The organism is Clostridium sp. (genome assembly GCF_029258205.1).
GTDB lineage: Bacteria > Bacillota > Clostridia > Clostridiales > Clostridiaceae > Sarcina.
The window spans coordinates 1-25090 of the sequence record NZ_JARHZJ010000068.1 but is presented as its reverse complement, the minus strand read 5'-3'; the positions used below and the strand labels follow the sequence as shown (position 1 = coordinate 25090).

Genomic DNA, 25090 nt, shown 5'->3' with positions numbered 1-25090 from the left:
TGCTCTATTTTAATTTATATTACTATATAATTTCAATTTTTTCTTTCAAAACGATTCCCTGTATTGGCATATATTATTACAAATATTATTGAAACTATTAATATAACAGTTCCGATATTAAATAGTATCTTCATCATAAAAATATCACTTAAGGTAAATAATGTTATACAAAAAGCAATTATAAACATAAGTTTACTCATAAATTTACACAAAGACATAACATCATATTTTTCCTTTTCCTCATTGGTCATAGTGTTAAATCCTGCTATTAAAAATGACCATTTACCCAAGGATAACATTATTCCTAATAAAATAAATAAAGCAATCATTAATATTTTCCCAACCATAAAATCACCTCATAATTTAGATTTCTATCTTAATTTCATGCTATTCAGACTATATACCATTTAATTCTTTCTAAAGCTCAACATAGTCATCATATAATTTTCCAATTCATCCTAGTTAGACCATTTTCTTATTTATAAGTTAAATTTATTTAAAAGGATTACTTAATATATTATAAATTTGAGTATCAAAATCACACTTTACTCTTTTTAAAAATTCATCAGTATTTTTAGGAGTTGTTTCATAGGCTACTCTTAACAACTTATTTATTATATCTAACCCATACTTTTCATAAATTTTATTAAATAATAAAACTCCCCCAAAGTGTGCTGTTCTAGGTCTTGTCCCATCCTCTGGTTTCATTATAGGATATTCCTCAAATGCTTTTCTTGAATACTGAATTTGTTTGTTATATAATTCATTCTTACCAATACTTAATATGTATGACAAACTACTCCATTCAGCTCCAGTTTCATTAAGCCAATCATCATATGTTGTAACAGAATATCCCATATGCCATGCATGAGCCAATTCATGACCTAAAAATGAATATATAAACTTATCATTATCCTCTAAGCATGGCAATACAATAAATCCCTCTCTAAAATATCCACCACTATTTTCTATACCAGTAGAAATTAACTGTAGATTATTATTTTCTTTTTCTCCTAATATTCTGCTATAATATTCATTTATCTTATGTAACTCTCTAACTATTTTATTTATATATCCTAGTTCACTTTCCTTTCCAGAATATATTTTTATAAAATCACATTCTGAAAAAAATACCTTATCATTATTAAAGGCTCTTATATTACAATCAAAGGGTATTTTATTATTAAAAATCCAAAAATCCTTTTCTTTCAATGCATCTAATACTATAAAATTCTCTAAACCTTTTATAATTACCTTAATATCATCAAATAAAAAATCATCTGAAATTGGATACCAAGCACAATAAAATGATAATAAAACTTTTTCAGCACTGCATTCAGTACAAAATCCATATGGTTTTCCACTGTATCTTAAAGTAAAATTATCAGTTTTTTCCTTTAAAATATATTTATTGCACTTGCCAATAAAATTAGACTCTGTAGATTCTTTTTGATATTTAATAGAAGAATATAACATATTAAAAGAGTCTTTTAATACAAAACTAAGCTTCATTTCTTTTTCTAATTGTACTTTTGCTTCTACTTCAATTGTGTCATCTTCTACCATTAATAACAATTCACATCTATTCATTTATTTCCCCCTATCTTACACCATAAATCTTCTTACTCTCCCCTGTAAAACCTAACTTATTCTCACTTTAACAAAAGTATTAATAAAACTCTTCTCATAATTCTCTTTAAAATAAACTAATATATAAAACAAGTTATGCATTACAAACTTTTATTCACCATTAATTACTCAAAATCAAATCATTCTTTAACCCTAATGAAAATATTTGAAATTAAGTAATTAAAACCTATTATATACAACTTATAAAATACTGTAAATAATTAATTATCTTTTCACCAATTAAGAAATTTATATTTCTATAATACTATATAAATAAAATAACTATACCATAATATAAAAACCCTATATTACTTGGTACAGTTCTTTACCTTTATTTCTTTAATATCTTTTGATTTGATGTGGCTAACTTAACATCATATTGAATATTATTATTCATCTTTAATTTTTCATCATACTTTCCAAACTTAAAATAAATGTCTCCTTTTAAACCATATATATCAGGTAATTTTTTTTTAAAATCTTCTTCACTTAGTCCAGAATAGACTATAACCTTAAGTTTTCTCTTCCTTGCTGAATTAACCATTTCTCTTAATTCCTTAGGTTGAAGTGACCATTCAAGTCCTGCAAGTATAATTCCTTCATTAAAAGGATTATTTGTGACTTCATCTAATATATCTTCTGAATCTTTCTCTATATTTGGTAAATCCTTCAAATGCTGATTAAAGCATCCTTTGCAGTTTAAATTACAATCTACTGCACTTATTAATGCTCCTATGAAAGGAGCATCCTCCACTCTCTCATGAACGATGCCCTTTGTTTTTATAATCATAGACTTAACTGATTTCTATCCTTAAATTCTGATTTTTTACCATCATTAAAGAATTCAACTTTTCTTAAATAGCCTGTTATTCTTTGATATAAATCTAATTTTTTACCACATATAGGACACTCTTCTACTCTTTCTTTTACATATCCATGTTCTTCACAATATCTATTTAAAGGAGAAATACTTACATAAGGCGTTCTGTATTTCTTACAAACTGTCTTTACTATGTGTTTTGCTTTTTCTCCACTAATAGCACCATCACAGTAAATATGCACCACAGTTCCTCCTGTGAATAACACTTGAAGCTTGTCTTGGTGATCAAATAATTGCTTTAAGTTTTTAACTTCATTAGGTGGCATATGACATGAGTTTGTATAGTATGGATATTCCCTTCCTCCTCTAACTATAATGTCCTCAAAGTCATCTACGTCCTTTTTAGCTAATCTATAACAAGTTGATTCCGCTGGAGTAGCTTCAAAATTATAAAGATTTCCTGTTTCTTCTTGAAAGTTTATTAATTCTTCTCTTATGAAATTACAAACCTTTATTGAAAAATCCATTCCTTCTTCAGTTAATATAGTATTTCCATTAAAGTTTTCACACATCTCATTTAATCCAACTATTCCTATAGTGCTAAAATGATTTTTCAAAGTTCCTACATAAGTTGAAAATGCAGGTAACATATCTTTATTTATAATATTCTCATTTAACCATCTTCTCTTCTTTTCTAAGCTATCTTTTGCTATAACTAATATTTCTCTTAAAGCATCAAAAAACTCTTTTTCATTATTTTTATGCTTATATGCCAATCTTGGTAAGTTTATTGTAACAACACCTATGCTTCCTGTACTATCTCCACTTCCAAAAAGACCACCATTTCTCTTTCTAAGTTCTCTTAAATCAAGATTTAATCTACAACACATTGATCTTACATCACTTTGATCCATATCTGAATTAACAAAGTTTGCAAAGTAAGGGTAACCAAACTTTCCTGTCATCTCAAATAACATATCATTATTAGGATTATCAAAATCAAAGTTACTGTTTATATTGTAAGTTGGTATTGGATAAGAAAATGGTCTTCCATTATAATCTCCTTTATTCATAAGCTCATAAAATGCCTTATTTAACATGTCCATCTCTTTTTGACATTCTTTATATGTGAACTCTTGAATTTCATCTCCAATTAAAGCAGGGTCATTTTCTAAGTCTTTTGGTGGAAAAAGATCAAAGGTAATATTAGTGAAAGCTGGCTCAGCTCCTGACCTACTATTACTATTTATACTAAATATAAAGTTTTGCAGATTTTGTTTAACCTCTTCATATGTTAAATTATCCTTCTTTATATAAGGTGCTAATAATGTATCAAATGAATTAAAAGCAACAGCTCCCATAATCTCATTTTGATATATTGTGACCAAATTAGCTATTTGATTTAATATAGCATCAAAATGTTTTGCAGGACTACTAGTTGGAATATTAGGAATTCCCTGTACTCCCATTAAAATTATGTTTCTTAAGGAATATCCACAACAATAAAGTGTTAATCCTCCTAAGTCATGAATATGCATATCTCCACTTTTATAAGCATCTATTATCCTTTTATCCTTATAAACTTCATTAAGCCAGTAATCTTTAGAAACTTCAGCTATTATATGTTTATTAAGACTCCCAAAACTATATGGTGAATTGGAATTTTCATTGACTCTCCAATCTATTTTTTTAATATAATCATCTACTATTTTCTTACTAGATAACATATTTTTTCACATCCTTTTTTACATCCCTTTTGTTTATACTGACATTATACATCAGTTCAAAGTATTATAATAAATACTCATATACCTATTATATTTATAATAAATTAATTATTTGTTTTTTATGGAAATACTCATAATATCCCATGTAATCTAGTTTCTTTGACCTTCATAACTTTTTCAAAAAAACTCAAACAAAATTTTATTCATACTCTTAAAATACTAATGAAATACTGTACTTTCTTAGCTTCTAAAAAACATAACTTTTTTATTAAAATTTTATAATCTATTTTTTAGCTTTTTATTATAAAATTCTAAATCTTCACTTAAAGGAAAATTACTTTTAAAACTACTTAATAAATTTTTATCTTTACTTATTAAAACTGTTTTGCTTCCATCCCATGAAATTATTTCTACCTCTGAAATAGGATGTTGAATACAAACTGGATTCTCCCAAATATATTTATTATCTTCTGCATAAGGCAAAGTATATTTCATAATCTCTTCTAAAGTAATCTTCTTATTGAACCCACTTAAAACACCCCAAATTAATTGAAAATCCTCTTTTTTAATTATATTATCTAATTCTTTTCCTGATATAAAACAATATTCTCTTAATAATAGCTCATCTATATATTCATCCTCTGGATAAGCACAACAATCTGTAATAATCCAATTATATTCAAGATGAATATTATTAACAGCTTTAAAAATATTTCTTAAATTTGTGTAATATTCTTGCCCTTTATCTAAAACTATACCTCTCAAACTTATTTTTCTCCTTACTATTAAATTATTGTGATTTTATTTACTCATAAAAATAAAGCAAAGTTGTATATTAAATCAACTTTGCTTTATCAATAAAAACTAAAAATAACCATAATTATCAAAATTACTTTTGATAAATTCCACATAAATCATTCTTATTAATTCTTAATATTTATAGCTTTTAAAATAACTAGATTTTAAAATAACTAGCATTTAAATTTAACTATCCTTAACTTCAAAATCCCTTAAAGTTTCAATATCCACTGGATTTGAATAAAAATATCCTTGAATATATATTTTTTTATATGGAAATGCCTTAATAATATCAACTTGGTATTGTTCTTCTATTCCTTCAAATACTATAGTCCTATTAGATATACTACATATTTCTGATATAAAATTCACTGTTTTTTCATTTATAATAGACTTGTCTAAGTTATCAGCAAAATACTTGTCTAACTTTACTATATCAGAATCAATTTTATTTAATAAATCTAAATTAGAGTGCTCTACTCCAAAATCATCTATAGCTATTGAAAATCCATATTCCTTTATTATTCTTATTGAACTTTTTATTCTTTCTATATCCTCTATACCAAACTTTTCTACTATCTCTAAACAAATATTACAATCATCAATCTTATAATCTTTTACAATTTCCTCTAAGCCTTTTAAAAACTTAGGATTTTCTAATTCTTTAAATGAAATATTTAAAGATATATAAAAATCACTTCCTTTAACCATCTTATAATCTTTTATTATTCTGTAGTCTGAAATAACTTTCTTTAAAAGCCATAAAGCTACCTCTAAACACATATTATTATCTTCAATTTCACTTATAAATTTATATGGAGTTAAAATTTTTCCATCCTTATTTAACCTCAAAAGAGACTCAAATCCTTTTACACTATTTGTTTTTGGATCTACTATAGGTTGATAATATAATATGTATTTATCATTTTTCATATAGTCTCTAATTTTTCTTTTATTTCTAATCCCAAATATTTTATCTTTTCTTTTTTTACAAATAAGCATAAATATTATGATCAGAAATATGCCTATTGATAACTTTTCATTTTTTAATTTATTTAAATAGTCATCAAAATACTTAGAGTATAAACTAACACCCTTTTCATTACCATTTTCTTCAAGATCCCCAAGTACAGAATCTATTCTTTCAATTAATTTCTTATTACCTTTTCTACTAACTATATAAACTGGTCCAGAACAAAATTTAAAAATTTTTTTAATATTTTTATCTTCATAATTCAAATTATTTTTAACATTTTCTACTATAAAATCTACTTTATCTTCATATAAATATTTTCTAGCTTCAACATAAGATGAAACATCTATAAGTTGTACATTTATCCCCTTAGTATGTAAAATATTTAAAATCCAATCATTGTTTTCTTCCCCTTTTAAATACCCCATTTTCAATCCATTTAAAGCTTTTAAATCACCACTTTTTATATTCTTATTAGTATATATAGCAAAGTTATCGTTATTTATATACTGATCAGTGAATTCATATTCTTTTTCTCTTTCTGGAGTTTTACCTACTCCAAAAACTAAATCTACTTTTCCATTTTTAAGATTTTGTAGGACTTCTGCTACTTCACAATCTACATACTCATAATTTAAATTTAATTTATTAGATATTAATTCCAATAACTCATTATAATATCCAGTTGGTTTTGAATTTTTATCAAGATAATAGTAAGGATAATTTTCATAAAATCCTACTTTTATTGTTTCTCTCTCATTATTAACTTTCTTACTATGAAAATTAAATATAATATATCCTATAGTTATAACCATTAAAAATATTATACTTATAAAAAACATCTTTTTTTTCATAAAGTAACCATCCCTAATCTTTAGTATAAAATAATCTATAAATAAATTAATATTATATATAAATATTAACATAACTTTATAAAAAACTTAATTTAATGAATTTATATTTTTATCACTCCTTTTTTAAAATTAAATTAATTGACTAATTTTTCTTTATATAAATTAATAAATAAATACAAAATTGTATAAATTTTAAACAATATCAATATTTATAAAAAAATTCACTAAATCTATCAAATAAATTTAGTGATTTATATTTATAAAACTTAAATAAAACCTTCTTAATATTTTGCTACTCTTCTATTAATAATTTATATTAAAACTCTAAAATATACATATTTTTTATTATAAATAAAAACAACCTTTTTTTCTAGAAATTTAAAAAGCTTATATGCTAATCATTATAAAATTTTATTAATCTCAAAAAAAATACAATGGCCTAAATTTAATGCCATTGTATTCTCAACTTAAATTATTTTATATCTTTAGTTGTTATAAAAAACATTCTTTAATTATATAATATCAATTATACCATCTACCCAATATTGAAACAACGCCAAACATGTGCTTATTTAAGGATTATATGTGCTTAAAACTCTCCTATTAATACCAATATTATATTAATAATCACCTTACGCTAAAAGTTCCTCAATATCTTTTTCTATTGATTTTGGAGTTGTTTGTGGTGAAAATCTCTTTATTACATTTCCTTCTCTATCTACTAAAAACTTAGTAAAATTCCACTTAATTTTACTTCCAAACATACCACTTTTCTGTTCTTTTAAGTATGAAAATAATAAAGATTCATTTTCTCCATTGACATCAATTTTTTCAAACATAGGGAATGTTACTCCAAAATTCAACTTACAAAAATTCATTATTTCTGAATTGCTTCCTGGATCTTGTTCCTTAAATTGATTACAAGGAAATCCTAAAACCTCAAAACCCTCATTCTTATATTTTTTATACAATTCCTCTAAACCATCAAACTGTTTTGTAAAACCACATTTACTAGCAGTATTAACTATTAAAAGAACCTTCCCTCTATATGTTTCTAAACTTACATTTTCTCCATTAATATCTTTTACGCTAATATCATAAATTTCCATACTAATCACTCCATATATTTTCAAATTATATTTTTTAAAATTTAATTTTATACAATTATTTTAATTCTATATATTTAATATGTCAATATATATTTGCATAAATTTCAAAACAACTACTTTAAAATTTTGGAATATTTTTAAAATTCTCTGCATATAAATATCATAGTAGGGGAGTTTTTTGATAATGTAGTAATTTATCCGCTTCTTCATAAATTATGCAAAAAAAACTTCTCACAGCATAATTTGCCAAACTCTACATCAAATAAAATCTTAATATTTACCTAACCTAATACCAAAATAGAGCTTACTTTTTAAAAAGTAAGCTCTATTTTTTTATACTTCAATCTTATTTATAGTAATTATTCTGCTTGACTTGCCCAATCTGCTGGATAAGTTACATAAATGAATCTAGCATAATCTGGAACTGAGAATTGAATCTTTGATCCTTTAGGTATTAAAATAATTTCCCCAGCATCTGCTGAAATCTTTCTTCCATCTATTATTATGTCTAAATGACCTTCTATAACATAATCAATTTCATCATAGTTTAAAGTCCAGTCAAAAGTAGTTTCTTTCATTTCCATTATTCCAGCACCTAGTCTTGGGCTCTCTTCTAATGTAAATAAATCTTTAGTATAAACTACATCTCTTGGATTTCCAGTATCTAATCTATTAGATTCATCAACCTTAACTGTTGGAAGCTTAATTGACATTATTCCACTTTCATCTTTATTTCTTATAAAGTCAACTGAATCGTTATTACATGCTCCAGCAAGCTTTTCTTCAATTATTTGTCTTACTAGTTTTTCTAATAATTCCTTACTTATGTTTTCCATAATTATTTAGCCTCCTCTATTTTTCCTAAAGTTTTATTTGCTATGAACATTGCAAGAAGAACTGCTGTAATACCTCCTACTAATTTAGCAATTATCATAGGGAATATCATATCTGAATTAAATCCAGCTGTAAATCCTAAATGATCACCAAATACAAATGAAGCTGATACTGCAAATGCAACGTTTATTATTTTCCCTCTATCATCCATGTCTTTTAACATTCCAAACATTGGGATATTATTTGCTAAACTTGCAACCATACCTGCTGCAGCTATTTCATTCATTCCCAATACTTTTCCAAGTCCCATCAAAGGTTTCTTAAATACCTTAGTGATTATATAAACTAGTGGAAATGCACCAGCTAAAACTATTGCAATATCTCCAACTATTTCTATACCTTCACCAATAGGATTCATTCCTGGTATTATTATTATTCCTGTTAAAGCCTCTATAATAGCAGCTGCCAAAGCTAAAGTTATAACTATAACAACACCTTTACCAAAGTAAGTAAATCCTTTAATCATAGCATTTTCGGCTTTCATTAAACCTATAGCTATTAAAATTGCAAATATAATTATTGGAACTAAATTTTTAAGAATCATAATTGCTGGGAATCCTGCAACTAATCCTCCAACAAAAGCTCCTACTGGTATAGTTATTATTCCTGCTAAAATTCCTGTTGCTAAGAATTTATGATCTTTCTTTTCTATAATTCCTAATGATACAGGTATTGTAAATACTATAGTAGCTCCCATCATAGCGCCTATAATTAAACCACTAAACATACCTGCTTGTGGGTCTTGTGCTAAACTTGCTGCAAGTGGTGCTCCTCCCATATCATTTGCAAGTATTGAACCTGCAAACATTGCTGGGTCTGCTCCTAAAGCATTAAATACTGGTGTTACTATTGGCCCTAAAACATTAGCAAGTACTGGTGCTAAACATATAACTCCAACCATAGCTAAAGCTAAAGAACCCATTGCCATAATACCTTCTTCAAACTTTTCGCCTATTCCAAATTTGTTTCCTAAGCATTTGTCTATAGCTCCTAAAGCCATACATACAACCATTATATAAATTATAACTTGGTTTATAATACTCATTTCTCTTCCCCCTTATTCTCAAAATATTTACTTAATTACTTTTCATAAATTTATTTAATTAAATTTTTTGCTATCTCACTATGTACAAAAGGAATTATAGAAACATTTATAATGTCCCTTTCATGTAAAATAGATTGTCCTTCTCTTATTCCATTTTCTACACTACTTAAATCTCCTGAAACTATATATACAAGTTTTCCCCCAATTCCAAAAGCTAATTGAAGCTTAACTAAATTAACATCACTACTTTTTAATGTTTTATCCAGAGCTAATATACCAGAAGAAATCTTTCCTGTTTCCATTATTCCAATTGCTTTATCCTCTATGTTTTTTTGAGAATATTTTCCCTTAAGAGCATTTATTATGTCATTGTGAATAGAATTTATAATAAAGCTTCCAACTAAATATTTCTCTCCAAGTCTTTTTCCAAAGTCTATAGCTTCCTTAACCTCTCCAGCATCTCCATTAATAATTAAAAAGAATTTTCCTGGACAAACACTTTTAAGATAAGAAACTTCTACAAAAGCTTTTTTAATAACCTCATTTGAAACTTCAATGCCTTTGCTAATACTTCTAAATTCTAAAGCTCCTATACTTTTTTTCATATTAGTCCTCTTCAATATCTATAGAATCTATAATACCTACTATGGCAGCATCTATAGGAACTTCTTTGTTTCCAATAGATTGTCTTGCAGCACCACCATGAGTTATAAGAACGGTATCTCCAATTCCAGCACCAGCATTATCAGCAGCCACAAATAAACCTTCTTTTTCTTTATCTTTACTTATAAGAAGCTTAACTATTAAAAACTTTTGTCCATTTAGTTTTTCGTCTTTTCTAGTTGCCCACACATTTCCTACTACTCTTCCTATTTCCATAATAATCCACTCCCAATCCTCTTATTGCCACTTTCCTAAATACTTCAAATCTTTGATTTACTAAGTTAACCCTACTTCTATTAACATATACTAAGTAATGAGTTCCTTTAATAAAACAAAAATCCAAAGAAAATTTACAAGTAAACTTATCTTTATAAGTAATAAGCTTATTTATTTTAAATATGGATGACTCTTAAATTTAATAATTTTCATAAGCAAAAATCATCCATATTTTAAAGAGTTAAGTTACTCTAAGAAAGCACAACATTCAAATTATTTATGCGAATATAATCCTTTGCTAGCGGAGTAATTATAGCCTTTTTATCAACTATTAATGTCCTTACTCCTTTTATATGAGGCTTTCTCAAATCACTTTCTGATACTAATTTTTTATTTGAAAGATTTATTGTGAACTCATCTGAAATAATATTTGTATCTAAATCCTTTTTGCATTCAACCTTATTTTCATTACATAAACAAATATTTTTACTTATTTCTTCTTTAATACCATCAAAAGAAGCTTTTTCATCCTTGCTTTCTATTGAGATCTTATTTAAATCATCTATAACTTCTATCCCATAAGCTAGAAGCTCTTCCTCAAACTTAATATATTTATTGTATAAAACTTTTGGAGCTGTATTTTTGTACTTTCTATACTCAATACCATTCTCAAGAATATAAACTTTCTTACCTTTTAAAAGCATTTCTAAAACAAAATTTTCAGACTTTGTTGTCCATGTTCCTTGAGCTATGTTACTAAGTCCCTTAATGCAAAGCTTTGATATAAGTAATATGTCACAATCTTTACATTCTGATGTTAATGGATTGATATCAAATTCTTTTAAAGCTTCTCTATAGAAACTAACATTGCTCTCCCCAATTATAACAATGGATTTTCTCTTTTCTAAAGATTTACTTTTACTATTTTCCTCTTGAATTCTCTTGTATATTTCATCTACTAAAAATTCAACTAACTTTTCATATTCCATATTATTCTTACCCCCTTTCATCTAGAGGCTTACGCTCATTTGCATTAACTAAAAATCTTATTTAAATCCTTATAAAAATTTATGTAATTTAGTAATATAATACTTTATAAAAGCTTATCTTACTAAACCAATAGAAATCTTTAAGCACTCTTATATAATTAAGCTAGTACAAACCTTTATAAAATTCTAATTAATTTTTATCTTAATTTATAAGTTCAATATATTAAATTATTATTTTCCATCTTTTCCAACTATTAAGGCAAAAGTTCCCTTTGAAAATCCGCAGGCATTTGCTTCATCGTAATCAATATGCATAAATGTTCTGTAATCGTTACTAACTCTTACAATTACATCATCAAATATTAAAGGTCTTTTTCCTAAAACCTTAACTTTTACACTTTCATTATTGCTAACTCCAAATTTTTTTGCATCCTCTGGTGTCATGTGTATGTGTCTTTTAGCAACCATTAACCCTCTATTTAAAGCTATAGAAGCTCTCTCTGTTGAAATTGTTATTTCAGGAGTATTATCTAAATCTCCACTTAATTTAACTGGAGGTATAGACCCTAATACTAAAGAATCTGTAAATGAAATTTCCACTTGAGTTTCTTTCCTAGGTGGTCCTAAAACCACAACGTTATCTATACTTCCTTTAGGTCCTGATATAGTAACTCTCTCTTTACAAGCATACTGACCTGGTTGAGATAAGTCTTTTATTCTAGTAAGTTCATAGCCTTCTCCAAATAATATGTCTATATGTTCTTTAGTTAAATGAACATGTCTACCTGAAGCTTCAACTTCTATAAAAGCTTTATCCTTAACTCTTCTGACTACTTCCTCTATAATGTCATGTAATAGATTGTCCATAGCTTCCTCCTATTTCTCGTACTTTCCTGTTCTAACTTTAAATATCATAATCCAAAATACTGAGGATAGTCTATTTAAAGCCCTAATTAAATCTTCTCTCTCAACTTGTCCATATTTACCTTTAAAAGCTTCATAAGCTGAAAGCTCTGTTTCTCTAGTCAAAGTTCTTAAAATATTTAGTGCAGTCACTATTTCACCCATTTCATAAGTTGGCATCTCATGTCCTATACCAAAGTATTTTTTAGGATTATGTGATTTTTCTCTAAGATCCTTTTCTGTCATTCCTTGAAGAGAAAAATCTTCTAGAGGCTCACTTAAAACCTCACATCTCAATATTCTTCCTATAAGATTTAGTATTTCTTGAAGGTCTTCTACAAGTTTATTCATTCCTTGTTTGTGACAAAGAATTTGAGTTTCAACAATTCTTGCTTCAAGAGAATCTATCTTACCTCTAAATATTATTCTCTTATGATCTTTAAATACAAGAAGATTTCCTGTTAGCTGTGTCATATGTTCTGGTTTTTCATCTAACTTAGCTCCAAAAACAGTTTCGTACTTGTATTCTTTTTCTCTAACAACTTCTCTTATTATCTCTTTAGATTCTGTTTCTTTATTTAATTTTTCTTCTTCAGAATTAACATAAACTAAATTTATATTATGTTCAGCTAAATAAGACTTTGCAGATGGAGTTATTATTTCTCCCTTTACAACCTTAAATTCTTTTAAAGACTTTAGGTCTTCTCTACTTAATCTTTTTCTTACCTCACCTTCTGTCAAAACAGCCATTTTATCACATCCCCTATTAGATGTATAAAAGGAGTGCATAAAAAACTCTTTATGCAACCCCTAATTACAACTTTTTATTATTCAGCTTTTGGTGCCTTTGGTAATATAGCATCCACTTCAAAGTGTGGTCTTGGGATTACATGTACTGATATTAAATCTCCAACTCTTTCAGCAGCAGCAGCTCCAGCGTCAGTAGCAGCTTTAACAGCTCCAACATCTCCTCTAACCATAACAGTTACTAATCCTCCACCAACTTGCTCTTTTCCTACTAATTGAACATTTGCAGCCTTAACCATTGCGTCAGCAGCTTCTATTGCTCCTACTAATCCTCTAGTTTCGATCATTCCTAATGCGTTTGCGTTTGCCATAACAAATTCCTCCTCAAAATATCTTTTTTATTTTTTATTTGCCTTTAATTAATCATTTTATATATTTTCATTTCTTTGTAATGAAAATTATCTATAATATTAAATAAGTCTTTAATTTATATTAGAATCAAATTATCTTAAAACTTACTTAAGTTCCTCAATAATCTTTTTAACTAATAAGTTTATTAATTCTTCTTTGTCACCTAAGTCTAAACTTGAAGCAACTTCCTTTGTAGCTCCTACAGCTAATTCTCTAATATCTTCAAGTTCTCTAACTCCATAAGCTACATTTCTTGTATTCATTAAATCTAATGGTCCTATGTTATTTGATGTAGAACTTCCTCCAACTGCCCCACATCCTAATGTTAATGCAGGCATTAAGTTGATTGTAGCTCCTATTCCACCAAGAGCACCTGGTGAATTTACTACCATTCTTGAAACTGGCATTTCTAATGCAAATCTCTTAACAAGTTTCTCATCATTTGCATGCATACAGAATGTATGTCCAGCTCCTTCATTTAGTAATATTTCTTTACATCTATTTAATACAGCATCTACATTCTCTTCTACAAAGAAAGTTAAAATAGTTGTTAACTTTTCTCTTGAGAATGGATACTTATGTCCAACATGGCACTCTCTTGGAATTAAAACTCTTGCCCAAGATGGAATTCCTTCTAAGCCAGCTAATTTAGCTATATCTTGAGGAGTTTTTCCAACTATTTGTGGATTCATAGTTCCATTTGCTCTCATTACAAATTTAGATAATTGATTTGCTTGTTCTTCAGTTAAGAAGTAAGCTCCTTGTTCTTTTAATTCTCTAACAACCTCATCTTCCATAGCTTTTTCAACTACTATTGATTGTTCTGAAGCACATATTGTTCCATTATCAAAAGTTTTAGAATCTAATATTCTCTTAACTGCTAACTTAACATCTGCACTCTTATCTATGAAAGCTGGTCCATTTCCAGGTCCAACTCCTATAGCTGGTGTTCCTGATGAATAAGCTGCTCTAACCATTGCTTCTCCGCCAGTTGCTAGGATCAATGAAGTATCTTTATTCTTCATTAATTCATTAGTACCTTCTATTGAAGGTACTGTAATGCACCCTATAGCTCCTTCTGGACAACCTGCTCTCTCAGCAGCCTTAGCTATTATCTTAGCTGTTTCAATAATACATTTCTTTGCACTTGGATGTGGTGATAAAACAATTGCATTTCTAGCTTTTATTGAAATCATAGCTTTGTAGATTGCTGTTGAAGTGGGATTTGTTGATGGTATAAGCCCTGCAACTACTCCTACTGGCACCATAATTTTAAATGATCTTTTCTCAACATTTTCCTCTACTATTCCAACTGTTTTTGTGTCCTTTATTGATTCATAAACTGTTTTTGCTGCAAAAACATTTTTTAATACTTTATCTTCCCATTTACCAAATCCTGTTTCCTCATTTGCCATCTTAGCAAGCTTTTCAGAATTTTCATAAGCAGCATCAGATATGGCTTTAACGATTCTGTCTATATCTTGTTGACTCATAAGAGCTAACTTACTTTGAGCTTCTTTAGCTTTTCTTATAAGTTCCCTAGTTTCCTGTATGGAAACTAAGTCTTTATCTAAAAATTCCATTAACTGTCACCTTCTTCATTATATTTTAGCAATATATCTACTAAATCTTTTTTCTTTAGAGACTTAAGTTTATTAGAAGTTATGTTAATATTTAAGTATTTTATTTTTTTTCTTAATTCTTTAACACTCATTTTAGATATTTCTTTTTTATCTATAGAATCAACTTCTTTATTTAGATGCTCTTTCTTCTCATCCTCTGAAACTTTTTCCTTATCTTCTATAATTTCTATTAGTTCAGACTTTCTAGTAACCTCTTCTAAGTCTTTCTTTGAGATTTCTTCATTTTCAGTCATTTCAAAAACCTTTATTTCATCTAAATCAGATTCATCTTTTATTTCCTCATTAACATTTTTAACACATTCAACAATATCTTCTTGTAGGAATTCTTCTTTAGACTCTGTTTCCTCTTTAATAACCTCTTTGTTCTCATCTCTTATTTCTTCATAAACATCTTTAATATCTTCTTCCAACTCTTGAATTTTTTCTTGTACTTTATCTTCTGAAATTTTACTATTTATCAAAAGATTTTCTACTTCATCATCAAGTCTTGGAATTACATGAGCACTTCTTAAACTTCCAATTCTACTTGAATAATTTTTAGCAGATTCAACCGCAGCTTGTACAGCATCTACATCTCCTGTAATCTTTACAGTTACAATTCCTCCAGTAACCTTTTCTATTCCAATCAAATCAACACTTGCAGATTTTAAGGCTGTATCTGCAGCACATATGGCTGGTACATATCCTATAAATTCTATTAATCCTAAAGCTTTTCCCATATTTTTAGCCTATTAGAATCCTAATGGATTACTAGCTACTGATTGTACTGCCTCTGCAAATGCATCACATGCTGCTTTACATGCTGATTGTGATCCTGTAAGTAAGGCTCCTGCAAAGTTTGTTTCTGTTGGAGGTGCAAAGAATTCACACATTTCAACATCTGCAGCCTTTAATGCTGCATCTAAAGCATACATTGCTTCTAATGGAGGAGCTACTAAATAAGCTAAAGCTTCACCTTCTCTTATTCCTGCTGTTTTTGAAAGATATGATCCAGTTCTTGATACACATTGAGCATAGTAACAAATTGAATCATCTTCATTTGCACTTATAAATCCAACTCCACTATCAATGAAATCTAAAGTAGCATTTAATCCACTTCTAACTTCAGCAGGACTTGGTCCAGCTAAGATACCAATTACTTCCCCAGCTAATTTTGTTGAAGCATTTAAAGCTCCAGCATACATTGATCTAGCGTAAACTACATCTACCTCTGCTGCTTTTGTAGCCTCATCTAAAGCTGTATAAGTTACATCATCACAGTCTGCTGTGATTAATCCTAAACTCTTGTGATGTGGTTCTAATTCTAATTTTTTAGCCATCTCTGGACTAACATTTGATATTATCTTAACGCTTAAAACATTAGGACGTATTAAATCATTTTTCATGCTTAATTCCCTCCAAACTTATTATTTAAGATCTATTCCTGAAGCTTTTTTATCTAACATTGTTTTTATTAACTCTGCAATATGAGCTCCTGCTTCAACGGCAGTTGTTCCACCTTTATGAATGTTTGATATAACAGTTCTCTTAGCTTCTGGCATTCCAACCTTTGGTTTATATGCTATATATGCTGACATTGACTCAGCAGTTACAAGACCTGGTCTTTCTCCAACTAGTAAGCAAACAACATCTGCCCCAGTTGCTTCTCCTACAGCATCCATAGCTGGAACTCTACAATATTTAACAAATATTATAGGTCCAACATTTAAACCATACATTTTTAATCCTTGCTCTATTGAAGGAAGAATATCTTCTACGTTAGCTTCTATTGCAGCTGAACTTAAACCATCTCCAACCATAATTTGAACCTTAGGGTTTTTATCACATTTTTCTTTTATAACCTCTATTGTTTCTTCAGAAAATTTTCTTCCAAGATCTGGACGAGTTACATATTCATCCTTATCAGTACACATAGTTTTCAAAGGTATAAAATTATTTTTCTTTATAAATTCCTCTGAAACATCTGAGAAAACTGAGTCTTGTGCAGCAGCATGGTCTGCTCTCATTCTTAAAGCTGTTATAGTTTTATATCTAGCTCCTGCTCTTCCTAAACCTAATCTAGCCGGTGTTTTAGCTTTCATTTCTAAGTAAGCCTCTCTATCAACTGGATTATCAACTAAAAGTTGCTTCTTTATATCTATCTCTGTAATATCTGGTATAAACTCATCGCTTTCCACTTGAGATTGATTTTGAGCAACTTCTTTAACCACTTTTTCTACTGATTTTACATCAACTTCTCCAACCATTTGGCTAACTAATTGCTCAACCATTAGTTTTAAATCTTTTTCGTTCATAACTCTCTTCTCCCTCCTATCCTAAAAGTACAGATGCGTCTCCTGCTTTTTTAGTAAGTTTTCCATTTTCATCTACAAATCCCATTTCAACTAACCAATCTTGGAACTCTTTAATAGCTGTTAATCCAAACATTTCTCTTAAAGCAGCTGTCTCATGATATCCTGTAGTTTGATAGTTAAGCATTACGTCATCTCCATGTGGAATTCCCATGAAATAAGTACATCCTGCTGTTGTTAATAATACAGCTAAATTTTCTATATCATTTTGGTCTGCTTTCATGTGATTTGTATAACATGCATCACATCCCATTGGTATTCCTGTTAATTTACCCATAAAGTGATCTTCAAGCCCAGCTCTTATAACTTGTTTTGAATCATATAAATACTCTGGTCCTATGAATCCAACAACTGTGTTAACTAAGAATGGTTGGAATCTCTTAGCGAATCCATAACATCTAGCTTCCATAGTTACTTGATCAACTCCATGGTGAGCATCTGATGAAAGCTCTGAACCTTGTCCAGTTTCAAAGTACATTACATTTGGACCAGTAGCTGTTCCTTGCTTTAAAGCTAATTGTCTAGCTTCTTCTATAGTTGCTGCATTAAATCCAAAAGCTTCATTTCCCTTTTCAGAACCTGCTATTGATTGGAATATTAAGTCTGTAGGTGCACCTTGTCTTATAGCTTCCATTTGAGTTGTTACGTGAGCTAGTACACAAGTTTGAGTTGGTATTTTAAATTTTCTTTTTATTTCATCAAATCTCTTTAATACTTTAGTAACACTCTCAACAGAGTCATCAACTGGGTTTAATCCTAAAACTGCATCACCAACTCCAAAAGTTAATCCTTCTAATAATGAAGCCATTATTCCATCTGGATCATCTGTTGGATGATTCGGTTGAAGTCTCGCTGATAAAGTTCCTTTTTCACCTATTGTTGTGTTACAGTGTGCTGTTACCTTTATCTTTCTTGCTCCATATATTAAGTCCATATTAGACATTAATTTTGCTACAGCTGCTACCATTTCAGAAGTTAAACCTCTTGAAATTCTTCTTATATCATCACTTGTTGTATTTTCATCTAATATCCACTCTCTAAATTCAGATACTGTCCAATGTTTTATTTCATTGTATATTTTTTCATTTACATCATCTTGAATTATTCTAGTTACCTCGTCTATTTCATAAGGAACTGCTGGGTTATTTCTTAAATCCTCTAAAGTTATATTTGATAATACAACCTTCGCTGCTACTCTTTCTTCTGAAGACTCTGCTGCTAATCCAGCTAATCTATCTCCTGATTTCTCTTCGTTTGCCTTAGCCATAACCTCATTTAAAGATTTGAAATCATAGACTTTTCCAAATAATTTTGTTTTTAAAATCATTTCTTATCCTCCTTCCAATTAGTTGAAAACTAATGTTTTTATAACAACTGGTAATACTTTTCCATCTGCAATTGGTGTTCCAAGGTCTATGTAATCTCCATTTTCTACCTTAATACCATCAATACATATAATTTCTTTTTGAAAATTAAGTAAGGAATATATTGCTTGTCCTAAAACCTTAGCCATATCATTTTCAACAACTACTATTAGTTGTCCATCTTTCTCAATTAAATCCTTCATCCCACTTACAAGACCTTTTGCATACTCCTGTATCTCTTTAAAGGATGGATTCTTTTTACCATTAATAGCTATTGCTATCTTTTGAAAATCATTTTCTAATCTAAACCACTCTATTTTTTTCCTAAGAGCTGTTTCTAATTCATAAGCACCTTGACTTTCATCTTCTAAACTAAGCTTTAATATTGGTAAATTTTTTATTGGGAAGCTATCCTTTGTGTAAGTAATTGTACTTCCACTTATTTCTGTTGTATGAGAGCCAGCTCCAACAACAGTTGCTCTTATAGTTTCAATAGATCTTACTACTTTAAGCTTCTTACATAAATCTGAATTTTTAATAGCTTCTCCTAGTATTATTCCAATATCTCCATATTTAAAATAATCCTGGATTTCTCCATCATAGTATATATAATCTGCAACACCTCCTGAGAAGGATATGCATTTTATTTCAGTTTCTAAATCTATATTTTTATTAGTCACTATGTAATCAAAGTATTCATCCTTAGGCTTTAAACCAACACTTTCCTCTAACCAAGCAACCATCATATTAACTACTGGTTTAATATTCTCTAGTGTTGCCTTAGTCCCTATCTTTAGTCCTAAGTTCTTTTCTTTTATTATTTTTTCTATTTTAGGTGAAATATATATTATCTCTCTTGTATTTGGATTAATCTTTATAAGTCTTCCTCCTACATCTAGACATCCAGTATCCTTAACTTCACCTCTTAAAAAAAGTGCAAGGTTACTTGTACCTCCTCCAATGTCTATATTTACAACACTAGTTGAATGTTCCTTAGAATAAATATGTGCTCCAGCACCCTTTCCAGCTATTATACTTTCTAAATCTGGTCCAGCTGTTGCTACAACAAAGTCTCCAGCAAATCCACTCAATGTATGTAATACATCGTTTGCATTTTCTTTTCTAGCTGTTTCTCCTGTTATTATTACTGCACCTGTTTGAATATCATCCTTATTTGTTCCAGCCTTTTTATATTCTTCTTCAATAATTTCTTTTATTTTTCTTCCATCTATTTCATTATTTGAAATAAGTGGTGTAAAATAAACTTCACTTCTATATATAATTTCCTTATCTACAATACTTATTCTTGGAACGGTAAAAGCTGATGCTTCATTTTCAACTATTAACTTAGAAAATATAAGCTGAGTTGTACTTGTGCCTATATCTATTCCAACACTTAAAAGTTCCTCTCTCATCCTTTCACCCCCTTAATATTTTTAAAAATTTATAAATTGTTATTTTTCATATCAACTTATAATGCCTAATTAAATTCTTTAATTTAGATAATTATTTTAAAGAACTAAAAAGGCTTAAAGCTACAGAAATAAACATGATTTAAAAATCTAAGTTTTATTTTCTATAACCTTAAGCCTCATTGCTCAATTCAAACCACTACTTTGCAGTTCATAGTTATTTAAATTCTTCATTTTCTTCAATTTTAAAATTTAATAGTACCTTAGTTCCTTCTCTATTAGAAGTTATACTCATAGTTCCTTTTAACTGATCTTTTATGTAACTATTAACTATAAATAATCCTAAATTATTATTGTTAATCAAACCTAAGTCAAATCCACATCCATTATCAACAACAGCTATGGCTTTATCTTCTCCATCACTTTGTATAAGAATTTGTATTGTACCTTCATCTCTATCAGCAAATGCATGATCAAAACAATTTTGTATAAGTTCATTCATTATTAAAAGTAATCCAGTTAACTTTTCTCCATCCATATAAAAATTGTTTCCTGTTATATAAATATTTATGTTAGATCCATACCAACTTTTCTTTATATTTTCTGTTAATACATCAATAGCATCTCTAACCTTAATATTATTTCCTTGCGATTTAGATAATAAATCGTGAGTAGTAGCAATAGCAAGTATTCTGTTTACACTTTCTTGTAAATATTCCTTTGCCTCATCACTTTTGCATCGTCTACTTTGACTTCTAAGTAATGCCGCTGCTGTTTGCAAACTATTTTTAACTCTATGATGTGCTTCCCTTAATGCCACTGATTTTAAAACTAACTCAGCTTCTTTATTTTTAACATCACTTATATCCTTTATTATCTCAATTATTCTTAAATTTTCCTCATCTATAAAAGTCCTACTTAATTGAAAATAAGAATTTTTTAATTTAACTTCTATTATTTGTTTTAAATTATCCTTCTCTCCACTTGTATTTGATATATATTCAAACTTGGCATTGTCTAAGGACAATTTATTAAAGTCATCTCCATAGTCTATACTTTTATATCCTAAACCACTATATATATTATCTGCTTTAATATTTTTTATAACAAGCTTTCCTCTTTTATCAAAAACAAGTATTCCATCATGAAGATTGTTTGTTATTAAAGCTCCTTCTCTTAATAGATTTAAAAAACTCTTTGATTCTGAACTTTCATTTGCAGAACTTATGTCAATCTTGAAATCACTTTCAAGCTCATTACTAATGTCTTTTTCTACTATGACAACTCCTACAACCTTTTCTTCATTAAAAATTGGATGTATTCTTTGCTTTACAAATTTATTTTCTTGAGTTAGTGCTTTTATATCCTTATTAACTGACCCATTTTTCAATGTTTCTATAACACCTGGCTCATTTTCCTTTAAAGCTCTTTTTCCAACTACTTTCTCTTTATATAATGAAGGCTTGTCTTCTGGAATAGCATGGTCTACTACAATAGCAAAATTTCCCTCTTTATCTAAAACATCTATAAACGCATCACTCTCATAAAAATCCGCCATGATTTGTAGTGACTTTGAAACTTCACTTATCTTATTTATATCATCTTGACTTAAATGCGTGTTTTCTTTACATAATACTCTAATCATTATTATCCCTCATAACCAACAATGATTATTTTTGCTATTTCAGCCATAGTAGTTCTTCTATCCATACTTAATTTTCTTATTCTATTATAAGCCTCATTTTCATTTGAGTTCAATTGCTTAACAAGTATTCCTTTTGCCTTCTCTATTAACTTTCTATCATTTAATTTATTATTTATCTTATCATAATCTTTTTTCAGTTCATCAAACTCTTCAGCCTTTGATAAGCACATCTCTATAGTAGGAATAAATACTTTTTCATTTATAGGCTTAATCATATATCCAAAGCCTCCTACTTCTTTAGCCATTTCAATATATTTTTTGTCTTCAAATGCTGTTAATAATATTATGCCCCCAACTAAATTTTCCTTAGTTAATACCTTACTAGCTTTTATTCCATCAAGTAAAGGCATATCTATATCCATTAAAACTAAGCTAGGATTATATTTTTTACAAACTTCAATTGCTTCAAAACCATCAGAAGCTTCTCCTACAACCTCGTATCCATTAGCCTCTAAAATTTCTCTTGTATCCATTCTTGTAATAGGCTCATCATCGACTATTACTATAGTTCTTTTCATTAACAGTTCACCTCAAATTAAAATTTGTTTAGATAATTAAATAACTCTTTAATTCCCACATCATCTACTGTATCAACTTTAAATATTTTGCTTACTCCAGCTAAATTTAACCGTTCTTCTGCTACTTCTATTTCTGACTTCTCCTTAGCTAGATTTATCTTTGTGATAATGCCTATAACTTCTTTACAAAATATACTTGCAAAGCCTGGAGCAATATAATTTTCTTCTGAAGTACAGTCATAAACTAAAGCTATAATATCAGAATCTGCTGCTGTAACTATTAAAGCAGTATAGTATCCTCTGTTTTCCATATATTCTCCTGGAGTATCTATGGCATTATCATATAGTTCTATGGCTTGAGTTTTCTTATACTTTATTTCTAGATTGTTTAAGGCTTGACATAATGTTGTTTTCCCACATCCTGTCTTACCCATAAATATTACTCTTCCCATATATTAAGTCCTCGTGATTTTAGTTGATGAGAAATTTAAAATATTACCTAAAACATCTAAAACTTCATTTAATGCTGACTCAACAGAACTTATATCACCAGTTACTACTAAAGATCCACTAAATCTATCTATAAAACCTAATGAAACTCCTGAAGCCTTTGTAGCCACGTCTGCCGCAATAATAGAGGCTTCACTTGGTGTTATAGTTAGTATTCCTATGGCATCCTTCTTGTCTACTATAAGACCTAATTTTTTATATATGTCCTCATTAGGATTTGCTATTATATGAGCAAGTGTAACTTGTTTCCCTGGTACATATTCTTGTATAATTCTCTGTTTTGACTCTTCTCCCATATGTTTCTCACCTTACTTTCCAAAGTTAAATCTTTGACTAAATAAATCCTTTTCATAACTATTTAATAAAAAAGCTCCTTAAAGTTTCATTCCTACAGTTAAGTAAATGAAATCCCTTTAAGAAGCTACATTGCTCTAAAACTTAATCACACCTTTGTGATATCTTTATTATAAATTTTAATAATAAAATTGTCAACATATTCACAAATCTTTTTTATTATTTTGTCACATTAACAATTTTATTGTATTTTGATTAATTCTTCATTAAGTATATATTTATAAATTTTTTAAAACAAGCTACAAAATAGGACAAATTCTAATATAATAATACTATTTTGAATCTTATAAAAAGCTATTTAATTTTATTTAAAATAGCTATTATATCCTTTTCATCTGGTACCCTTGGATTACTTTCTGTACATGCATCCTTTAGTGCTAATTGAGCTATTTCATTTTCTAAGCTCTTTAGTTCATCACTATCGACTTTACATTCTCTTAAGGTTGTAGGCATATTCATTGCCTTTTGCATCTTTTTAATTTCATTTACAAGATTTTTTAATAATCCTCTAGTATTAGATCCCTGTAATCCAACTATTTTAGCTATTTTAGCATACTTTTCTGCTGCTTCACTAAAATCCTTAGAATTATAACTTGTTATGTTCGCATTATATTCTATTACATGTGGTAATAATATTGAGTTAGTTCTTCCATGAGGAACATGGAATTTTCCTCCTAAAACATGAGCAATACCATGGTTTATTCCTAAAGAAGCCTCATTAAATGCTAACCCAGCTAAACATGATGCATTATGCATTTTTTCTCTAGCCTCTATATCATTTCCATTTTCATAAGCTTTTAGTAAATATTTAAATACTAAAGTAGCTGCTTTTTCAGCTAAGGCATCTGAAAAGTCTGTTGCATTCTTAGAAACATACGCTTCTAACGCATGAGTAAGTACATCCATCCCTGTATCTGCAGTTATAAAATTGGGAACTGTTTTTACAAGTTCTGGATCTAAAATCGCTATATCTGGTAATAATTCATCTGATACTAAAGGATATTTAATTCCTTTTTGCTTATCTGTTATTACTGAAAATGAAGTAACCTCTGAACCTGTACCACTTGTTGTTGGTATAGCTACAAACTTAATATCATTTAATTTAACTAATTTTTTTGAAAAATCTATTATCGCCTTAGTTGCATCTATAGCAGAACCTCCCCCTAAAGCAATAACAACATCAGGATTAAAATCTTTAAGCATTTCTATTCCACTTACAACTAACTCAATTGGTGGATCTGGAACTATTTCACTAAATATACAAACTTCAGATGATGTAAGGTTATTAGTTAATTTTTCTATAGTCCCTGACTTAACCATAAAAGGATCTGTTACTATAAAAACTTTTTTGTTCTTAAGTTCCTTTAAGTAATCTAAGGCTCCTTCTCCAAAAAGAATTTCTGTCTTAATCTTAAACCTCTTCATTTTTTAGCTCCCCTCTTCTTATTAATTATT

Annotated in this window: 26 protein-coding genes; all 26 read right to left on the bottom strand. The window is 28.5% G+C overall.

What is annotated here, in order from left to right; genetic code table 11:
- Positions 1-32 precede the first annotated feature (32 nt).
- On the bottom strand, positions 33-347 hold the full coding sequence (locus Q1J60_RS08745) for a DUF3784 domain-containing protein (protein ID WP_300260988.1): 315 nt from the start codon (positions 345-347) through the stop codon (positions 33-35).
- 145 nt (positions 348-492) lie between these two features.
- The gene (locus Q1J60_RS08740; protein ID WP_300260985.1) at positions 493-1590 is read right to left on the bottom strand and encodes a hypothetical protein; all 1098 of its coding nucleotides are present in this window, start codon (positions 1588-1590) and stop codon (positions 493-495) included.
- A 370-nt stretch (positions 1591-1960) separates the two neighbouring features.
- The gene (locus Q1J60_RS08735) at positions 1961-2419 is read right to left on the bottom strand and encodes a 4Fe-4S cluster-binding domain-containing protein (protein WP_300260982.1); all 459 of its coding nucleotides are present in this window, start codon (positions 2417-2419) and stop codon (positions 1961-1963) included.
- Entirely contained in the window at positions 2416-4176 is a 1761-nt protein-coding gene (locus tag Q1J60_RS08730) for a ribonucleoside triphosphate reductase (protein WP_300260979.1), read from the bottom strand. Before Q1J60_RS08730 ends, Q1J60_RS08735 begins: the two co-directional genes overlap by 4 nt.
- 276 nt (positions 4177-4452) lie before the next feature.
- The gene (locus Q1J60_RS08725) at positions 4453-4941 is read right to left on the bottom strand and encodes a DUF2691 family protein (RefSeq protein ID WP_300260976.1); all 489 of its coding nucleotides are present in this window, start codon (positions 4939-4941) and stop codon (positions 4453-4455) included.
- Between the two features lie 219 nt (positions 4942-5160).
- Complete coding sequence (locus tag Q1J60_RS08720) at positions 5161-6801, bottom strand: EAL domain-containing protein (RefSeq protein WP_300260973.1); 1641 nt, start codon at positions 6799-6801, stop codon at positions 5161-5163.
- 632 nt (positions 6802-7433) lie between these two features.
- On the bottom strand, positions 7434-7910 hold the full coding sequence (locus tag Q1J60_RS08715; protein WP_300260971.1) for a glutathione peroxidase: 477 nt from the start codon (positions 7908-7910) through the stop codon (positions 7434-7436).
- 359 nt (positions 7911-8269) lie between these two features.
- Positions 8270-8746: a EutQ-related cupin domain-containing protein gene (locus tag Q1J60_RS08710; RefSeq protein WP_300260968.1), complete on the bottom strand. Its 477-nt coding sequence runs from the start codon at positions 8744-8746 to the stop codon at positions 8270-8272.
- A gap of 2 nt (positions 8747-8748) precedes the next feature.
- Entirely contained in the window at positions 8749-9849 is a 1101-nt protein-coding gene (gene eutH, locus Q1J60_RS08705; protein WP_300260965.1) for an ethanolamine utilization protein EutH, read from the bottom strand.
- 50 nt (positions 9850-9899) lie between these two features.
- Positions 9900-10454 carry an ethanolamine utilization microcompartment shell protein gene (locus Q1J60_RS08700; RefSeq protein ID WP_300260961.1) on the bottom strand — a complete coding sequence of 185 codons (555 nt, stop codon included), beginning with the start codon at positions 10452-10454 and terminating at the stop codon, positions 9900-9902.
- Position 10455: 1 nt separating this feature from the next.
- Positions 10456-10728, bottom strand: coding sequence for a EutN/CcmL family microcompartment protein (locus tag Q1J60_RS08695; RefSeq protein WP_300260958.1), 273 nt, complete (start codon positions 10726-10728; stop codon positions 10456-10458).
- Positions 10729-10979: 251 nt separating this feature from the next.
- A complete protein-coding gene (locus Q1J60_RS08690; protein WP_423249125.1) occupies positions 10980-11738 on the bottom strand; it encodes a TIGR02536 family ethanolamine utilization protein in 759 nt (252 codons plus the stop codon).
- Between the two features lie 210 nt (positions 11739-11948).
- Positions 11949-12584, bottom strand: coding sequence for an ethanolamine utilization phosphate acetyltransferase EutD (eutD, locus tag Q1J60_RS08685; RefSeq protein ID WP_300260952.1), 636 nt, complete (start codon positions 12582-12584; stop codon positions 11949-11951).
- Positions 12585-12593: 9 nt separating this feature from the next.
- Positions 12594-13370: a cobalamin adenosyltransferase family protein gene (locus Q1J60_RS08680; protein ID WP_300260949.1), complete on the bottom strand. Its 777-nt coding sequence runs from the start codon at positions 13368-13370 to the stop codon at positions 12594-12596.
- Positions 13371-13447: 77 nt separating this feature from the next.
- Positions 13448-13738 (bottom strand): ethanolamine utilization microcompartment protein EutM, encoded by a 291-nt coding sequence (gene eutM, locus Q1J60_RS08675; protein ID WP_003453976.1) that lies wholly within the window; start codon positions 13736-13738, stop codon positions 13448-13450.
- A gap of 144 nt (positions 13739-13882) precedes the next feature.
- Positions 13883-15361 (bottom strand): acetaldehyde dehydrogenase (acetylating), encoded by a 1479-nt coding sequence (locus Q1J60_RS08670; protein WP_300260946.1) that lies wholly within the window; start codon positions 15359-15361, stop codon positions 13883-13885.
- Positions 15361-16140, bottom strand: coding sequence for a BMC domain-containing protein (locus Q1J60_RS08665; RefSeq protein ID WP_300260943.1), 780 nt, complete (start codon positions 16138-16140; stop codon positions 15361-15363). Before Q1J60_RS08665 ends, Q1J60_RS08670 begins: the two co-directional genes overlap by 1 nt.
- Before the next feature lie 12 nt (positions 16141-16152).
- A complete protein-coding gene (gene eutL / locus Q1J60_RS08660; RefSeq protein WP_300260940.1) occupies positions 16153-16806 on the bottom strand; it encodes an ethanolamine utilization microcompartment protein EutL in 654 nt (217 codons plus the stop codon).
- A gap of 21 nt (positions 16807-16827) precedes the next feature.
- A complete protein-coding gene (eutC, locus tag Q1J60_RS08655) occupies positions 16828-17715 on the bottom strand; it encodes an ethanolamine ammonia-lyase subunit EutC (RefSeq protein ID WP_300260936.1) in 888 nt (295 codons plus the stop codon).
- Between the two features lie 16 nt (positions 17716-17731).
- On the bottom strand, positions 17732-19099 hold the full coding sequence (locus tag Q1J60_RS08650; RefSeq protein WP_300260933.1) for an ethanolamine ammonia-lyase subunit EutB: 1368 nt from the start codon (positions 19097-19099) through the stop codon (positions 17732-17734).
- 18 nt (positions 19100-19117) lie between these two features.
- The gene (gene eutA / locus Q1J60_RS08645; RefSeq protein ID WP_300260930.1) at positions 19118-20551 is read right to left on the bottom strand and encodes an ethanolamine ammonia-lyase reactivating factor EutA; all 1434 of its coding nucleotides are present in this window, start codon (positions 20549-20551) and stop codon (positions 19118-19120) included.
- Positions 20552-20765: 214 nt separating this feature from the next.
- The gene (locus tag Q1J60_RS08640; RefSeq protein WP_300260927.1) at positions 20766-22193 is read right to left on the bottom strand and encodes a GAF domain-containing sensor histidine kinase; all 1428 of its coding nucleotides are present in this window, start codon (positions 22191-22193) and stop codon (positions 20766-20768) included.
- Positions 22194-22195: 2 nt separating this feature from the next.
- The gene (locus tag Q1J60_RS08635; protein ID WP_300260900.1) at positions 22196-22771 is read right to left on the bottom strand and encodes an ANTAR domain-containing response regulator; all 576 of its coding nucleotides are present in this window, start codon (positions 22769-22771) and stop codon (positions 22196-22198) included.
- 17 nt (positions 22772-22788) lie between these two features.
- A complete protein-coding gene (locus tag Q1J60_RS08630; protein WP_300260899.1) occupies positions 22789-23223 on the bottom strand; it encodes a EutP/PduV family microcompartment system protein in 435 nt (144 codons plus the stop codon).
- 3 nt (positions 23224-23226) lie between these two features.
- Positions 23227-23577: an ethanolamine utilization microcompartment protein EutS gene (gene eutS / locus Q1J60_RS08625; protein ID WP_003453843.1), complete on the bottom strand. Its 351-nt coding sequence runs from the start codon at positions 23575-23577 to the stop codon at positions 23227-23229.
- Positions 23578-23929: 352 nt separating this feature from the next.
- Positions 23930-25060: a 1-propanol dehydrogenase PduQ gene (locus Q1J60_RS08620; protein WP_300260896.1), complete on the bottom strand. Its 1131-nt coding sequence runs from the start codon at positions 25058-25060 to the stop codon at positions 23930-23932.
- Between the last annotated feature and the right edge of the window lie 30 nt (positions 25061-25090).

Coding starts and splice junctions, on each gene's coding strand:
- Q1J60_RS08745 (WP_300260988.1), bottom strand. CDS start 347: ATGGTTGGGAAAATATTAATGATTGCTTTATTTATTTTATTAGGAATA.
- Q1J60_RS08740 (WP_300260985.1), bottom strand. CDS start 1,590: ATGAATAGATGTGAATTGTTATTAATGGTAGAAGATGACACAATTGAA.
- Q1J60_RS08735 (WP_300260982.1), bottom strand. CDS start 2,419: ATGATTATAAAAACAAAGGGCATCGTTCATGAGAGAGTGGAGGATGCT.
- Q1J60_RS08730 (WP_300260979.1), bottom strand. CDS start 4,176: ATGTTATCTAGTAAGAAAATAGTAGATGATTATATTAAAAAAATAGAT.
- Q1J60_RS08720 (WP_300260973.1), bottom strand. CDS start 6,801: ATGAAAAAAAAGATGTTTTTTATAAGTATAATATTTTTAATGGTTATA.
- Q1J60_RS08715 (WP_300260971.1), bottom strand. CDS start 7,910: ATGGAAATTTATGATATTAGCGTAAAAGATATTAATGGAGAAAATGTA.
- Q1J60_RS08710 (WP_300260968.1), bottom strand. CDS start 8,746: ATGGAAAACATAAGTAAGGAATTATTAGAAAAACTAGTAAGACAAATA.
- eutH (WP_300260965.1), bottom strand. CDS start 9,849: ATGAGTATTATAAACCAAGTTATAATTTATATAATGGTTGTATGTATG.
- Q1J60_RS08700 (WP_300260961.1), bottom strand. CDS start 10,454: ATGAAAAAAAGTATAGGAGCTTTAGAATTTAGAAGTATTAGCAAAGGC.
- Q1J60_RS08695 (WP_300260958.1), bottom strand. CDS start 10,728: ATGGAAATAGGAAGAGTAGTAGGAAATGTGTGGGCAACTAGAAAAGAC.
- Q1J60_RS08690 (WP_423249125.1), bottom strand. CDS start 11,738: ATGAAAGGGGGTAAGAATAATATGGAATATGAAAAGTTAGTTGAATTT.
- eutD (WP_300260952.1), bottom strand. CDS start 12,584: ATGGACAATCTATTACATGACATTATAGAGGAAGTAGTCAGAAGAGTT.
- Q1J60_RS08680 (WP_300260949.1), bottom strand. CDS start 13,370: ATGGCTGTTTTGACAGAAGGTGAGGTAAGAAAAAGATTAAGTAGAGAA.
- eutM (WP_003453976.1), bottom strand. CDS start 13,738: ATGGCAAACGCAAACGCATTAGGAATGATCGAAACTAGAGGATTAGTA.
- Q1J60_RS08670 (WP_300260946.1), bottom strand. CDS start 15,361: ATGGAATTTTTAGATAAAGACTTAGTTTCCATACAGGAAACTAGGGAA.
- Q1J60_RS08665 (WP_300260943.1), bottom strand. CDS start 16,140: ATGGGAAAAGCTTTAGGATTAATAGAATTTATAGGATATGTACCAGCC.
- eutL (WP_300260940.1), bottom strand. CDS start 16,806: ATGAAAAATGATTTAATACGTCCTAATGTTTTAAGCGTTAAGATAATA.
- eutC (WP_300260936.1), bottom strand. CDS start 17,715: ATGAACGAAAAAGATTTAAAACTAATGGTTGAGCAATTAGTTAGCCAA.
- Q1J60_RS08650 (WP_300260933.1), bottom strand. CDS start 19,099: ATGATTTTAAAAACAAAATTATTTGGAAAAGTCTATGATTTCAAATCT.
- eutA (WP_300260930.1), bottom strand. CDS start 20,551: ATGAGAGAGGAACTTTTAAGTGTTGGAATAGATATAGGCACAAGTACA.
- Q1J60_RS08640 (WP_300260927.1), bottom strand. CDS start 22,193: ATGATTAGAGTATTATGTAAAGAAAACACGCATTTAAGTCAAGATGAT.
- Q1J60_RS08635 (WP_300260900.1), bottom strand. CDS start 22,771: ATGAAAAGAACTATAGTAATAGTCGATGATGAGCCTATTACAAGAATG.
- Q1J60_RS08630 (WP_300260899.1), bottom strand. CDS start 23,223: ATGGGAAGAGTAATATTTATGGGTAAGACAGGATGTGGGAAAACAACA.
- eutS (WP_003453843.1), bottom strand. CDS start 23,577: ATGGGAGAAGAGTCAAAACAGAGAATTATACAAGAATATGTACCAGGG.
- Q1J60_RS08620 (WP_300260896.1), bottom strand. CDS start 25,060: ATGAAGAGGTTTAAGATTAAGACAGAAATTCTTTTTGGAGAAGGAGCC.